The following is a 13,491-nucleotide window of genomic DNA, read 5'->3' on the forward strand; positions in this document are numbered from 1 at the left end:
CAAACCCAATTTGCTTTCGTTATTACGGATGATTGTTGTCAGCGTTGTCTTTTTGCCACAACCTGCCGCCGGAGAGAGACGTGGACAAGGCACTGATCGAAGTCGTGATTGTCGGCGGGGGCACCGCCGGATGGATGGTGGCCGCCGCGCTGGCGCGCCATCTGGGCGGGGCCGTGCGTGTCCGCCTGATCGAATCGGCCGAGATCGGCATCGTCGGCGTGGGCGAGGCGACGCTGCCGCACATTCGCCAGTTCGTCACCCGTCTGGGCATCGACGAGGGCGAGTTCATGGCCGCGACCGACGCCACCTATAAGCTCGGCATCGCGTTCGAGGATTTCGGTGCGCTCGGCGATCGCTACGTCCATCCCTTCGGCACGTTCGGGCGCGACCTTGCCGGGGTTGGCTTCCACCATTTCTGGCTGCGTACCGCCGCTGACGGCCACAACACCCCGATCGGCGCCTATTCGCTGGGCATCGCGGCGGCGGAGGCATGTCGCTTCGCGGTCCCGCGCGACGACGATCTCTCGCTCGCCGCCAGCTATGGCTATGCCTATCAGTTCGACGCGACGAAGTTTGGCCCGTTCCTGCGCGCCTTCGCCGAACCTTTGGGTGTCGAGCGGACCGAGGCGAAAGTCGTCTCGGTCGATCGCGATTCCGCCAGCGGCGACGTCACCACGCTGCACCTCGACAGTGGCGAAGCGGTACACGGCGACCTGTTCATCGACTGTTCGGGGTTCCGCAGCCTGTTGCTGGGGCAGACGATGGGGGAGGCGTGGGAGGACTGGTCGCACTGGCTGCCGTGCGACCGTGCCGTCGCGGTTCCCTGCGCCTCGCCGCCCGGCGAGATCGAGCCCTATACCCGCGCCACCGCGATGGCGGCGGGCTGGCGCTGGCGCATCCCGCTGACCAGCCGGGTCGGCAACGGCTATGTCTTTTCCTCCGCGCATCTCGACGAGGACGCCGCCACCGCCGCGCTGCTCGGCGCGATCGAGGGGCCGCCGCTCGCCGATCCGCGTGTGCTGCGCTTCAGGGCAGGGCGGCGCGCGCGAAGCTGGGTCGGCAACGTCGTCGCGGTCGGCCTCGCCTCGGGCTTTCTCGAACCGCTCGAATCGACCTCGATCTACCTCGTCCAGATGGCGATCGCCCGGCTGATCGAGCTGTTCCCGGTCGATGGCGGCGACGATGCCGACCGCGCCGAATTCAATCGGCTGGTCGACATGGAATATGATCGCATCCGCGACTTCCTGATCCTCCATTATCACGCCACCCGCCGGACCGACTCGTCGTTCTGGAACCATGTCCGCACGATGGACGTGCCCGACACGCTGGCGGCCAAGCTCGACCTGTGGCGCGCGACCGGGCGGGTCGAACGCTATGGCGAGGGGCTGTTCTTCGAGCCGAGCTGGATCGCGGTCTATCTGGGGCAGGGGGTGATCCCCAAGGGGTACGATCCGCGCGCCGACATCCCGCCCGATGCGGCGCTGGCGCGGGCGTTGCAGGGGCTGCAAGGCGAGATCGCTGCGAGCGTGGCGGCGATGCCCGGCCACGCCCGTGCGCTGGGCCGGCGACCATGAACCGCCGCACCCCGCCAGCCACGATCGCGGTGGTCGGCGGCGGACAGGTCGCGCTGCTCGCCGCCTGCGCGCTCGCCCGCACGCTGCCAATCGCGCGCGTCCGCCTGCTGCCCACCCCGGTCCCGCCGCACGCCATGGCCGATCGGGCGCATTGCGCGCTGCCGTCGCTTGCACGCCTGCACGACCGGATCGGCATCGACGAGGCCGGGCTGCTCGCCCGCGCCGGGGCCAGCCACCGCCTCGCCACGCGCCATGGCGGTGGCTGGCGTTCGGACGGCAGCGACTGGTGGATCGGGCATGGCGCAGTCGCCGATCCCGCCGCGCACGGCTGGACCGGCCGCGATACGACGGGCGCGACCGCCCCCAGCGGCCCCGCCGTCGCGCTGGCGCTGGCCGAACGCTTCGCGCCTGCCGCCGACGATCCCGCCTCGCCGCTCAGCGACATCGACCATGGCCTGCGCTGGGCACCCGAAGCCTATCGCCGCCATCTGGCGTCGCTTGCCCGCCACCTCGGTGTCGCGATCGAGGCGCCGGGCGATACCGTGCCCGACGCGGTCGACGCCGATCTGGTGATCGATGCGACCGGGCGGCGCGGCGACGACTGGATCGACTGGTCGGCCGAGCTGCCGATCGACCGCGTCGCCATCGCCCATGCCGATCCGGCGCTGTCGCTCGCCGATCATGTCACGCTGGACGACACCGCGCTCCACCTGATCTCGCCCGGCCGCGACGTCACCCGCCGCGTGACGATGCGCCACGGCGGCGAGGGCACCGAAATCGCCAGCGGGCGACGCCGGAACCCGTGGACTGGACGGATCGTCGCGCTGGGCGATGCCGCCGCGCTGCTCCCGCCGCTGGGGCACACCAATCTCGCGCTCGCCGCGCAGGCGATCGACCTGCTCGTCGAACTGCTGCCGGGGCGTGACATCCATCCGCTCGAACGTGCCGAATATAATCGCCGCGCGGGGCAGGCGGCCGATGCGGCACGCGATTTCGTCGCCGCGCATCTGGTCGCCCTGCCCGAAGGCCACCCCTTGCGCAGCCAGCCCTCGCCGTTGCTCGCGCTGCGGCTGCGCGAATTCGCCCGCCGCGCCCGTCTGCCGCATGTCGAGGAGGATTTCCTGCCCCGCGATCTGTGGACGCAACTCCTGACCGGCATCGGCCTCGAACCCGGCACCCCCGCGCATCTCGCCGCCGCCGACCCCGCCGTCACCGCCGCCGCGCGCACCGCGCAGGCGCAGCGCAGCACACAGGCGGTGGCGCTCGCCGAACCCTATCCGCTATGGCTCGCGCGCACATTGGGAGAGCGTGGATGAGCGAAGCGGCAGCGCCGATCGAATCGGTGGTGATCGTCGGCGGCGGCACCGCCGGCTGGATGGCGGCGGCGGCGGCCTCGCGCTACCTGAACGACGGGCGGCGCAGCATCACGCTGGTCGAGTCCGACGCGATCGGCACCGTCGGCGTCGGCGAGGCGACGATCCCGCCGATCCTGCAGTTCAACGGCCTGCTCGGCATCGACGAAAAGGAGTTCGTCGCCAAGACCGGCGCGACGTTCAAGCTCGGCATCGAATTCGTGAACTGGGGCGGGGTGGGGGAGCGCTATCTCCACCCCTTCGGCACGATCGGCCGCGATTTCGAGGGCGTGGCGTTCCACCAGCACTGGCTGAAACATCGCCGCGCGGGCGGCATGGCCGATTTCGAGCGTTTCTCGATGTCGGCGCAGGCCGCCGCCGCGCATCGCTTCGCAGCCCCGGTGTCTGATCCGCGCAGCCCCGCGTCGCAGCTCGCCTACGCCTATCATTTCGACGCCGGCCTCTATGCCAAATTCCTGCGCGAGCGCGCCGAGGGGCAGGGCGTCCGCCGGGTCGAGGGCCGTATCGCCTCGGTCGAGCGCGATGGCGAGAGCGGGCATGTCACCGCGCTCGTCCTCGACGACGGCCGGCGGGTCGCGGGGCAGTTCTTCATCGACTGTTCGGGCTTCCGCTCGCTCCTGTTGGGTGAGACGCTGGGGGTGGGCTATCGCGACTGGTCGCACTGGCTGCCGTGCGACCGGGCGATCGCGGTGCCATCGCAGCGCACCGATCCGCTGCTGCCCTATACCCGCGCCACCGCGCGCGAGGCGGGCTGGCAATGGCGCATCCCGCTCCAGCACCGCACCGGCAACGGCCATGTCTATTCCAGCGGCTTCACCACCGACGATCGCGCGCAGGAAATCCTCCTCGCCAATCTCGACGGTGCCCCCACCGCCGATCCGCGCCGGCTGTCGTTCAAGGCCGGGGTGCGCGAAAAGCTGTGGGAGAAGAACGTCGTCGCGCTGGGCCTGTCGGGCGGGTTCCTCGAACCGCTCGAATCGACCTCGATCCACCTGATCCAGACCGGCATTTCCAAGCTGTTCTGGCTGTTCCCCGATACCGCCCATGCCGAGGTCGAGCGGCGCGAATACAACCGGCTGATGTCGGAACAGTTCGACTATATCCGCGACTTCATCATCCTGCATTACAAGGCGACGACGCGCGCCGACACGCCGTTCTGGCAATATGTCCGTGACATGCCCATCCCCGACACGCTGGCGCACAAGATCGAGCTGTTCCGTGAGAAAGGCCGCATCCTGCGCTACGACCATGATCTGTTCGAGGTGCCGAGCTGGGTATCGGTGATGTTCGGGCAGGGCATCTGGCCAACCGGGCACGACGCGGTGGCGGACTCGCTCGACGAGGCGCTGGTCGCCGGGACGATGGAGCGCATGGTCGCCGCCTATGCCGATCTGGCGCAGCGCATGCCGCCCCACGCCGACCATGTCGCCCGCACCGCGCCGATGCGGGGGTAGGGCAGGCCGGAAGGCTCAACCGCGCTCCCTCGCAACAACCGTCATCCCAGCGAAGGCTGGGATCTCCCGGTAATGGCGCGGGACAAGAGCCGCGTGATGCCCCAGCCTTCGCTGGGGCGACGGTTCGATACAGATGAATCAAACGTCAAGGCGGATCGGCATTCGGCTATTCCGGCACAACGCTCGATTGAAACCGCCGCCCTCCTTCGTCACCCCGGACTTGTTCCGGGGTCCACCCAGCCGCCTACGTTGTCGATCGTGCCTCGGGCGGCATCGATCGCCGCGCCGTGGACCCCGGAACAGGTCCGGGGTGACGATGCGGCCATGACTGTCGTTTCCGGCCTGGCGTAATTACGCCCTACCCCAGCGCCCGACGCAGATACGCCCGCATCGCCTGTTCGCGCGCCGGCGACGGCGGCCCCGCAACCCCTTGCGCATGCGGCGGCAGATGGTCGGCACTGGTCGCCGCATCGGCGCGGAACACATACTGGTCGAACCACACCCCCCATGCCGCGCGCTGCGGCGCGGGCAGGTCGCGGATCGCCAGCATCGCGTGCAGCATCGCCGCGAACGGCGATCCGGCGGGCGGCTGGTTGTACCAATAGTTGACGAGGATGTTGACCGGATCGAGCGCCTCGACCGCATGCCACCACAAGGTCGGCACGAAGATCGCATCGCCCGGCTCCAGCACCACGCTCAGCGCCTGTTCCATCGCGTGCGCGAAGCGCGGATAGCGTTCGAGATCGGGGGCCGCCAGATCGACCATGCTCACCGGCTGCCCGGCGATCGTCACGTCGAGCGGTCCGACATACAGGTCGGGCGTGGCAGCGGGCGGGAACAGCGTGAAGCGCCGCCGCCCCATCGCCACCACCGCGACATTGTCCGACACGTCGTAATGCGCCGCTACCCGCGTCTTGTTGCCGACCCAGATGCGCGGCGGCCCATCGGGACGGGCGAGCGGCATCGGATGCGCCTCGGCAAAGCCCGGCAGGTGCTGCGCGGTCGGCGCCGATCCGGCATAGAGGCCCGGCGGCGATGCGTGCCCGTCCAGCGCGATCAGCTCGCCCATCAGCGTCGACAGCGGCGCGCGCTCGACCTTGAAATTGAACCCGCGCAGCGCATCGTCATAGAAGAATCGCCCGCCGACCTCCGCCGGCGCGCGCATCACATGCGTCGGCTCGCCCCGGTCGTAGCGCGCGAGCAGTTCGGCCGCCGCCGGTGCCCCCTCGCCCCCGGCCCGCACCAGCGGCCAGTCGGCGACGAGGCCGCGCAGCACCACCGGTTCGTACGCCGTGCCATGCGTCGTCGCGAAGTCCGCCGCATCGCCGGCCGGCACCTCGCGCACCCGTCCCGTGGGGGTCCAGTCCATGGCCTGCTCCTCAACCCGTTGCGCCGATCGCCGGTCCGCTATCGCGCGCGATGCCGCCGGCAGGCAAGCGCCAATGACAACGTCGGCCAAAAGGACAAGCCGTTGCAACCACAGCCCAAAGCCACGTCGACGATATGCTGTATCCTCCCCCTTGCACCGAAACCGCCATGGCGTATCCTGCACCGGTAACGCCGGATACTGGTCCGGCACCGTTTCCGTCGCTGGAGCCCGAATGTACCGTCATGCCCTTGTCGCGATCGCCTGCCTGATGAGCACCACCGCCGCCGTGGCCCAGACCATCGCCTATCCCGAAACGCGGACCGTGCCCCAGGTCGACGAACAGTTCGGGGTGAAGGTCGCCGATCCCTATCGCTGGCTGGAGAACGACGTTCGTAACGATCCGCAGGTGGCGGCATGGGTCGCGGCGGAAAACAAGGCGACCGACGCCTATCTGTCCACGCTGCCCGGCCGCGACATCTTCAAGCGCCGGCTGACCGCGCTGTTTGATTACGAACGCTTCGGCGTGCCGCATCGCGAGGGTGGCCGTTATTTCTACAGCCGCAATTCGGGGTTGCAGAACCAGTCGGTGCTCTATGTCCGCGACAGCCTGACCGGCCCCGGCCGCGTGCTGATCGATCCCAATGGCTGGTCGAAGGACGGCGCCACCGCACTCGCCGAATGGTCGCCGTCGAAGGACGGCAAGAAGCTGCTCTATTCGATCCAGGACGGCGGCAGCGACTGGCGCAAGCTGCGCGTCCTCGACGTCGACACCGGCCGCATCCTCGACGACCAGATCGACTGGGTGAAATACGGCCTGACCGCGTCATGGGCCAAGGATGGATCGGGCTTCTATTATTCGCGCTTCCCGACGCCGGAGAAGGGGCAGGAGTTCCAGAGCCAGAACCTCAACAGCCGCCTGTATTTCCACAAGCTCGGCACGCCGCAGAGCGCCGACCGGCTGGTCCATGAACGCCCCGACCAGCCGAAATACACGCTGTCGCCCAGCGTCACCGACGATGGCCGCTGGCTGGTGATCGGCATCGATGGTCCGGGCAACCACGCCGAATATGCCGTGGTCGACCTGACCAAGCCCAACGATCGCCCGCGCACGATTATCAACACCGACGATGTCGACTGGGGCCTGTCGGGGGCGAAGGGTAACACGCTCTATTTCACCACCACCCAGGGCGCACCCCGCCTGCGCGTCGTCGCGATCGACCTGACGTCGCCCACACCCACCCCGCGCGAAGTGGTGGCCGAGGACAAGGCGGTGCTGGGCGGCGCGAACCTCGTCGGGCAGCGGCTGTTCGCGACCTATCTGGTCGACGCCAAGACCGAGGTGCGGCGCTTCACCCTCGACGGCAAGCCCGACGGCACGATCGCCTTGCCCGGCATCGGCACGGTCGGCGGGGTGGGCGGCGACCTCGACGACAACGAAGGCTTCTTCGCTTTCTCCAGCTTCGCGACGCCGACGACCATCTATCGCTACGACGTCGCCACCCGCGCGGTGACGCCATGGGCGCAACCCAAGGCGGCGTTCGACCCGGCGCGATATGACGTGCGCCAGCGCTTCTACACCTCGAAGGACGGGACGAAGGTCCCGATGTTCATCGTGCGCGCCAAGGACGTGACCGGCCCCGCGCCGACATTGCTCTATGCCTATGGCGGGTTCAACATCCCGGTCCTCCCCGGCTTCTCGCCCGGCCGCATCGCGTGGCTGGAGCAGGGCGGAGTGCTCGCGGTCGCCAACATCCGCGGCGGCGGCGAATATGGCAAGGCGTGGCACGACGGCGGCAAGCTGCTCAACAAGCAGAATGTGTTCGACGACTTCATCGGCGCGGGCGAGGACCTGATCGCGCAGGGGATAACCGGCAAGGGCCAGCTCGCCATTCAGGGCGGCTCGAACGGCGGCCTGCTGGTCGGCGCGGTCGTCAACCAGCGGCCGGACCTGTTCGCCGCCGCCCTCCCGGCGGTGGGGGTGATGGACATGCTGCGCTTCGACCGGTTCACCGCCGGGCGGTACTGGGTCGATGACTATGGCGTGCCGGCCAAGGAGGCGGATTTCCGCAACCTGCTGGCCTATTCGCCCTATCACAACGTGAAGGCGGGCGTGACCTATCCCGCGATCCTCGCCACCACCGCCGATACCGACGACCGCGTGGTGCCGGGCCACACCTTCAAATACACCGCGATGCTGCAATCGAAGGACATCGGCCCCAAGCCGCACCTCGTCCGCATCGAAACCCGTGCCGGCCACGGCTCGGGCAAGCCGACCGACAAGGTGATCGAGGAAACCGCCGACCTCTGGGCATTCATCGCCAAATGGACCGGCATGCAGGTGAAGCCGATCGGGCAGTAAGGGTTCTGGTTCACGCGAAGGCGCGAAGGGCGCGAAGAAAGCAGAAAAACAAGAGAGTTTGTTCGCGCAGAGGCGCAGAGGCGCGGAGGGGTTGCGATCGCGGCAACCCTTCCGCCGCGCCAGCGGCCTTCAAGCTCGTGCCAACAGCGGGAACGTCTCCCGATCGCGAGACATTCGCCCTGATCGCAACCTCTCTGCGCCTCTGCGCCTCTGCGCGAAAAACCCTTCTTCCTTCTCCTTCGCGCCTTCGCGTGAAACCCAAACCCAAAGGGCTGGCACACCCCCCAAGCTCTGCTATCGGGACACGATGCAAGAGACCCCCGATTCCATCCTGATCGTCGACTTCGGCAGCCAGGTGACGCAGCTCATCGCCCGTCGCGTCCGCGAGGCCGGCGTCTATTCCGAGATCGTGCCGTTCCAGAAGGCCGACGAAGCCTTCGCCCGCATGGCGCCAAAGGGCGTGATCCTCTCGGGCGGCCCCGCCTCGGTCTGTGACGAAGGCTCCCCCCGCGCCCCGCAGGCGATCTTCGACTCCGGCGTGCCCGTCCTCGGCATCTGCTACGGCCAGCAGGTCATGACCGAGCAACTCGGCGGCAAGGTCGAGAAGGGCCATTCGGGCGAATTCGGCGAAGCCTATGTCGAGGTGGCCGAAACCTGCGGCCTGTTCGACGGCCTGTGGGCGACGGGCGAGCGGCATCAGGTGTGGATGAGCCACGGCGACAAGGTCGCGGCGATCGCGCCCGGCTTCCACGTCGTCGCGACCAGCCCCGGCGCGCCGTTCGCGATCATCGCCGACGACGCCCGGCGCTATTACGGCGTGCAGTTCCACCCGGAGGTGTTCCACACCCCCGATGGCGCGAAGCTGATCGCCAATTTCGCGCGCCATGTCTGCGGGCTGTCGGGCGACTGGACGATGGCCGAGTTCCGCGACCTCAAGATCGCCGAAATCCGCGAACAGGTCGGCTCGGCCAAGGTCATCTGCGGCCTCTCGGGTGGCGTCGACAGCTCGGTCGCGGCGCTGCTGCTGCACGAGGCGATCGGCGACCAGCTCACCTGCGTGTTCGTCGACGGCGGCATCCTGCGCATGGGTGAGGCCGAACAGGTCGTCAGCCTGTTCCGCGGCCATTACAACATCCCGCTCGTCCACGTCGACGCGCAGGACCTGTTCATGGACGGCTTGGCGGGCGTCACCGACCCCGAAGCCAAGCGCAAGTTCATCGGCAAGACCTTCATCGACGTGTTCGAGGCGGAGGCGAACAGGATCGGCGGCGCGGACTTCCTCGCGCAAGGCACGCTCTACCCCGACGTGATCGAGAGCGTCAGCTTCACCGGCGGGCCATCGGTCACGATCAAGAGCCACCACAATGTCGGCGGCCTGCCCGAGCGCATGAATATGAAGCTGGTCGAACCGCTGCGCGAGCTGTTCAAGGACGAGGTCCGCGCGCTCGGCCGCGAACTCGGCCTGCCCGACATCTTCGTCGGCCGCCACCCGTTCCCCGGACCCGGCCTCGCCATCCGCATCCCCGGCGAAGTGACCCGCGAGCGCTGCGACATCCTGCGGAAAGCCGACCAGATCTACCTCGACGAGATCCGCGCGGCGGGGCTGTACGACACCATCTGGCAGGCGTTCGCGGTGCTGCTGCCGGTGCGCAGCGTCGGCGTGATGGGCGACGGGCGCACATACGACAATGTGCTGGCGCTGCGTGCCGTCACCTCGACCGACGGCATGACCGCGCAGGCGTTCCAGTTCCCCGGCGACTTCCTGCCGCGCGTTGCCACCCGCATCATCAACGAGGTGAAGGGCATCAACCGCGTCACCTACGATTACACCAGCAAGCCGCCCGGCACGATCGAGTGGGAATGAAGCGGAGAGGCAATCGCCCGGGGGGCGATTGACCCCGCTTCATTCGCCTCGCGCAAGCGAGGTGCTGAGGAGGACTCAAATCGCCCGGGGGGCGATTTGTGCTTCGTCATCCGGCCCGCGATAGCCGGCCGGGGTGGGCGCAAGACGTATGCTCCGGCAATATCTACCGATCCCTGCATATTGCCGCACGAGATAGAATCGCACCGCCCCCATCTCGTCACCCCGGACCCGTTCCGGGGTCCACCGTGCGGCGAGCGCTGACGCTCGAAGTTCGGGCGATGCCTTTGCGGGTCGGTGGACCCCGGAACAGGTCCGGGGTGACGAAGCGCCGTCGGCCATCGGCTGTCCTACACGCGAGGTTCACGCCATACCCGAACCGCCGGCGGCCAGACCCGCCGGTTCTTTCCCATCGTCGACCCGCGCGAAAAGCCCCACGACCGGGCAAAGGCAACACCGCCACGAACACGCCGTTAGTGTAAACTTTGTAAACTTTGGACCACGCAATCCTGCCGCCCGGCACGAACAACAACCCGCAACCCACGGAAAACCAACGCTATCCCGAAAACCACCCCGATCCCGAGCGAATCCCGCTCAAAGGCATCGGCGGCGGGGTGGTGGAGCTGAGGGGAATCGAACCCCTGACCTCTGCAGTGCGATTGCAGCGCTCTCCCATCTGAGCTACAGCCCCGCCCCTTATCCGGCCATCGGCCGGGGCCGCCGCTTTAGCCGGCCCCACAGACCGATGCAACGGCCCAGTTGGATTTTCCGCACCGATTTCCCGACCAAAACGACAGGGCGCAACCGCGATGTATCTCGTCGCACGCGCCACCGTGCGCCGGAACCAACGCCGCCATCGTCCTTTGTGATGTTACGACGCGGCAGCATCGGGCTGCTGCGCCGCAACAATATCGTGCAAGTGCAGGAGATACTCCATGGCGTACGATCGCTATACCCGTAACGACGAACGGTCGCAGGGCGGCCGTTACCGGAATGAAGATCGCTCGAACAACCGCGATGATCGCAACGACCGCGGCGGTGGTTCCTTCGGCGGCGGTGGCGGTTCCTACGGATATGGCGGTTCGTCATGGCAGGGTGAGGATCGCGGTGGCCGCGACAACTATGGCCAGAGCCGCGATTACTATGGCGGCCGTCAGGACGAACGCGGTGATCGCTACGGCAGCAACTATGGCAGCGAGCGCAGCCAGAGCGGTGATCGCGGTTATGGCAACCGCGACCAGTCGCGCGGACCGGCACAGGGCGGCAATTATCGCGGCAGCTACGCCAGCGACGGCCATCGTTTCGCCGACTATCGCCCCAACGACCGCGACGACAACCGCAACCGGGACGAGTATCGCGGCCGCGAGCGCAACGAACGCCCGGATTACGATAGCGACGACCGTGGCTTCCTTGCCCGCGCTGGCGACGAGGTCCGCTCGTGGTTCGGCGATGAGGAGGCGGAGCGCCGCCGCGAACGCGATCAGCGCTATGACGAACAGATGGCGCGCTATGACGAACGTCACAGCGACCACGCCTATCGCTCGTGGCGCGACACGCAGGTCAGCGCGTTCGACCGCGACTATGACGAATATCGTCAGGAAAACTCGACCAAATTCCAGAACGAGTTCAGTGCCTTCCGCACCGAACGCCAAGGCCAGCGCGACAGCCTGACCCGCGTGCAGGAGCATCAGGAAGTGGTCGGCTCGGACGGCGAGCATGTCGGCACCGTCGACAAGGTGCGCGGCGATCGTATCATCCTGACCAAAACCGATGTCGACGCCGGTGGCCACCACCACTCGATCCCGTCGCGCTGGGTCCAGACTGTCGACGACAAGGTGACGCTGCGCAAGACCAAGGCTGAAGCGCAAAGCGCATGGCGTGACGAGGAGCAGAACCAGGCGCTGTTCAACGATCGCGGCCAGTCGCAGCAGCGCAGCTACGGCAACGACCGGTTCGGCAGCGGCGACAATGATTCGGATCGCAACCGCTACGGCGCGTCGGCGACCACCGGTCAGGCGCTGAATGCCGGCACCTCGACCACCGCCGGCACCGGCATCGGCGGCAACACCGATACCAGCGCGACCGGCAGCAGCGATACGAACCTCAATCGCAGCTTCTCCGGCACCTATTGATCGGCTGTCCTACACCGGCTGAACAGGGCAGGGGGTCCGGGCAACCGGGCCCCCTCGCTTGTTCGGCGATTCAAGAAAGAACGCTCACGATGGCGCAAGCCTGGAACCTGATCCACCGCCCCAAGGGCCTGCCGACCCACGCCGATTTCGCGTTGCGCGCCCTCGACAACCGCGACCTTGCCGATGGCGAAGTCCGTATCGCCAACCGCTGGCTGTCGGTCGATCCCTATATGCGCGGGCGGATGAACGACACGAAAAGCTATGTCCCGCCATTCGTGCTCGACGAACCGATGACCGGCGGCGCGGTCGGCGAGGTGATCGAGAGCCGCGCCGACACGCTGCCGGTCGGCACCCGCGTCCAGCACATGGCCGGCTGGCGCGACGAAGCGATCCTTCCCGTCGATCAGGCGCAACGCCTGCCCGACGGTGACATCCCGATGCAGGCCTATCTCGGCGCGCTCGGCATGCCCGGCATGACCGCGTGGTTCGGCCTGCTGGCGGTCGCCGAAGCGAAGGCTGGCGACACGGTGTTCGTCTCCGCCGCCGCCGGCGCGGTCGGATCGAGCGTGGTGCAGATCGCCAAGGCCAAGGGCATGACCGTCATCGGATCGGCCGGCGGGCCTGACAAGGTCGACTGGGTCCGCTCGCTCGGCGCCGACGCGGTGGTCGATTACAAGGGCGACGTGCCGCTGGTGAAGGCACTGGCCAAAGCTGCACCCAATGGCATCGACGTCTATTTCGACAATGTCGGCGGCGATCATCTCGACGCGGCGCTGGCCCATGCCAATCAGAACGCGCGCTTCGCGGTCTGCGGGATGATCGACGGCTACAACGCCTCCGAACCGGTCGCCTTGCGCTATCTGATGCGGATCATCTCGCAACGCGTCCGTATCCGCGGCTTCATCGTCAGCGACTTCCTGTCGCGCATCGCCGAATTCCATCAGGGCATGGGCGAGATCGTCGCGAACGGTCGGTTCCAGCGTGAGGAAACCGTGGTCGAGGGGCTGGACGCCATGCCCGACGCCTTCCTCGGCCTGTTCTCCGGCAAGAACCGCGGCAAGATGCTGGTGAAGCTGTAAGTAAGCTCCCCTCCCTGACAGGGAGGGGCTGGGGGTGGGTTGGTCCGCGAGGGAACGTCGCGATTGCCTCAAACCGACCCCTTCCTTGTCAGGAAGGCGGGGAAGGTCAGCGCAGCTTCGCGATCTTCAACCCGTCGTCCTTCGCCCGGTCCCTGACCGATTCCTCGCTGCGGGTCAGTGCCTTGGCGATGGCCTTCAACGCCATGCCCTTGCCCGCTAGTTGATGCAGTTTCTGGATCTCGTCCGGCCGCCATGGCTGGCGGTGACGCTCGAACTTCTCGGCCATGACA

9 protein-coding genes and 1 tRNA gene are annotated in these 13,491 nt (G+C 67.6%); 7 read left to right on the forward strand and 3 right to left on the reverse strand.

Annotated features, from left to right (window positions below; genetic code table 11):
* The first annotated feature begins 80 nt into the window (after nucleotides 1-80).
* The 3 genes from ASE78_RS09535 to ASE78_RS09545 are packed head-to-tail and all read left to right on the forward strand — an operon-like array spanning nucleotide 81 to nucleotide 4,401.
* Nucleotides 81-1,574 (forward strand): tryptophan halogenase family protein, encoded by a 1,494-nt coding sequence (locus ASE78_RS09535; RefSeq protein ID WP_268795709.1) that lies wholly within the window; start codon nucleotides 81-83, stop codon nucleotides 1,572-1,574.
* Nucleotides 1,571-2,890: a tryptophan 7-halogenase gene (locus tag ASE78_RS09540; RefSeq protein WP_056496110.1), complete on the forward strand. Its 1,320-nt coding sequence runs from the start codon at nucleotides 1,571-1,573 to the stop codon at nucleotides 2,888-2,890. Before ASE78_RS09535 ends, ASE78_RS09540 begins: the two co-directional genes overlap by 4 nt.
* Nucleotides 2,887-4,401 (forward strand): tryptophan halogenase family protein, encoded by a 1,515-nt coding sequence (locus ASE78_RS09545; RefSeq protein WP_056496113.1) that lies wholly within the window; start codon nucleotides 2,887-2,889, stop codon nucleotides 4,399-4,401. The genes ASE78_RS09540 and ASE78_RS09545 overlap by 4 nt, the downstream gene beginning before the upstream one ends.
* 358 nt (nucleotides 4,402-4,759) lie before the next feature.
* Here the strand turns inward: ASE78_RS09545 and ASE78_RS09550 are convergent, their stop codons facing one another.
* A complete protein-coding gene (locus tag ASE78_RS09550) occupies nucleotides 4,760-5,770 on the reverse strand; it encodes a cupin-like domain-containing protein (RefSeq protein ID WP_056496117.1) in 1,011 nt (336 codons plus the stop codon).
* A 232-nt stretch (nucleotides 5,771-6,002) separates the two neighbouring features.
* Here ASE78_RS09550 and ASE78_RS09555 point away from each other — a divergent pair, with 232 nt between their 5' ends.
* Nucleotides 6,003-8,129 carry a prolyl oligopeptidase family serine peptidase gene (locus tag ASE78_RS09555; protein WP_056496121.1) on the forward strand — a complete coding sequence of 709 codons (2,127 nt, stop codon included), beginning with the start codon at nucleotides 6,003-6,005 and terminating at the stop codon, nucleotides 8,127-8,129.
* A 307-nt stretch (nucleotides 8,130-8,436) separates the two neighbouring features.
* The gene (gene guaA, locus ASE78_RS09560; RefSeq protein ID WP_055762736.1) at nucleotides 8,437-9,993 is read left to right on the forward strand and encodes a glutamine-hydrolyzing GMP synthase; all 1,557 of its coding nucleotides are present in this window, start codon (nucleotides 8,437-8,439) and stop codon (nucleotides 9,991-9,993) included.
* Between the two features lie 612 nt (nucleotides 9,994-10,605).
* Here the strand turns inward: guaA and ASE78_RS09565 are convergent.
* A tRNA-Ala gene (locus ASE78_RS09565) sits at nucleotides 10,606-10,681 on the reverse strand.
* A 244-nt stretch (nucleotides 10,682-10,925) separates the two neighbouring features.
* Between ASE78_RS09565 and ASE78_RS09570 the strand changes: the two genes are divergently transcribed.
* Together ASE78_RS09570 and ASE78_RS09575 are read left to right on the forward strand one after the other, a co-directional pair.
* Nucleotides 10,926-12,122 (forward strand): DUF2171 domain-containing protein, encoded by a 1,197-nt coding sequence (locus ASE78_RS09570; RefSeq protein ID WP_055762733.1) that lies wholly within the window; start codon nucleotides 10,926-10,928, stop codon nucleotides 12,120-12,122.
* 89 nt (nucleotides 12,123-12,211) lie between these two features.
* The gene (locus ASE78_RS09575; protein WP_082467110.1) at nucleotides 12,212-13,201 is read left to right on the forward strand and encodes an NADP-dependent oxidoreductase; all 990 of its coding nucleotides are present in this window, start codon (nucleotides 12,212-12,214) and stop codon (nucleotides 13,199-13,201) included.
* 106 nt (nucleotides 13,202-13,307) lie between these two features.
* Here ASE78_RS09575 and ASE78_RS09580 read toward each other — a convergent pair whose 3' ends face one another.
* A complete protein-coding gene (locus tag ASE78_RS09580) occupies nucleotides 13,308-13,487 on the reverse strand; it encodes a phage terminase small subunit-related protein (protein ID WP_055762730.1) in 180 nt (59 codons plus the stop codon).
* Nucleotides 13,488-13,491: the final 4 nt, after the last annotated feature.

Source organism: Sphingomonas sp. Leaf25 (genome assembly GCF_001421635.1).
GTDB lineage: Bacteria > Pseudomonadota > Alphaproteobacteria > Sphingomonadales > Sphingomonadaceae > Sphingomonas.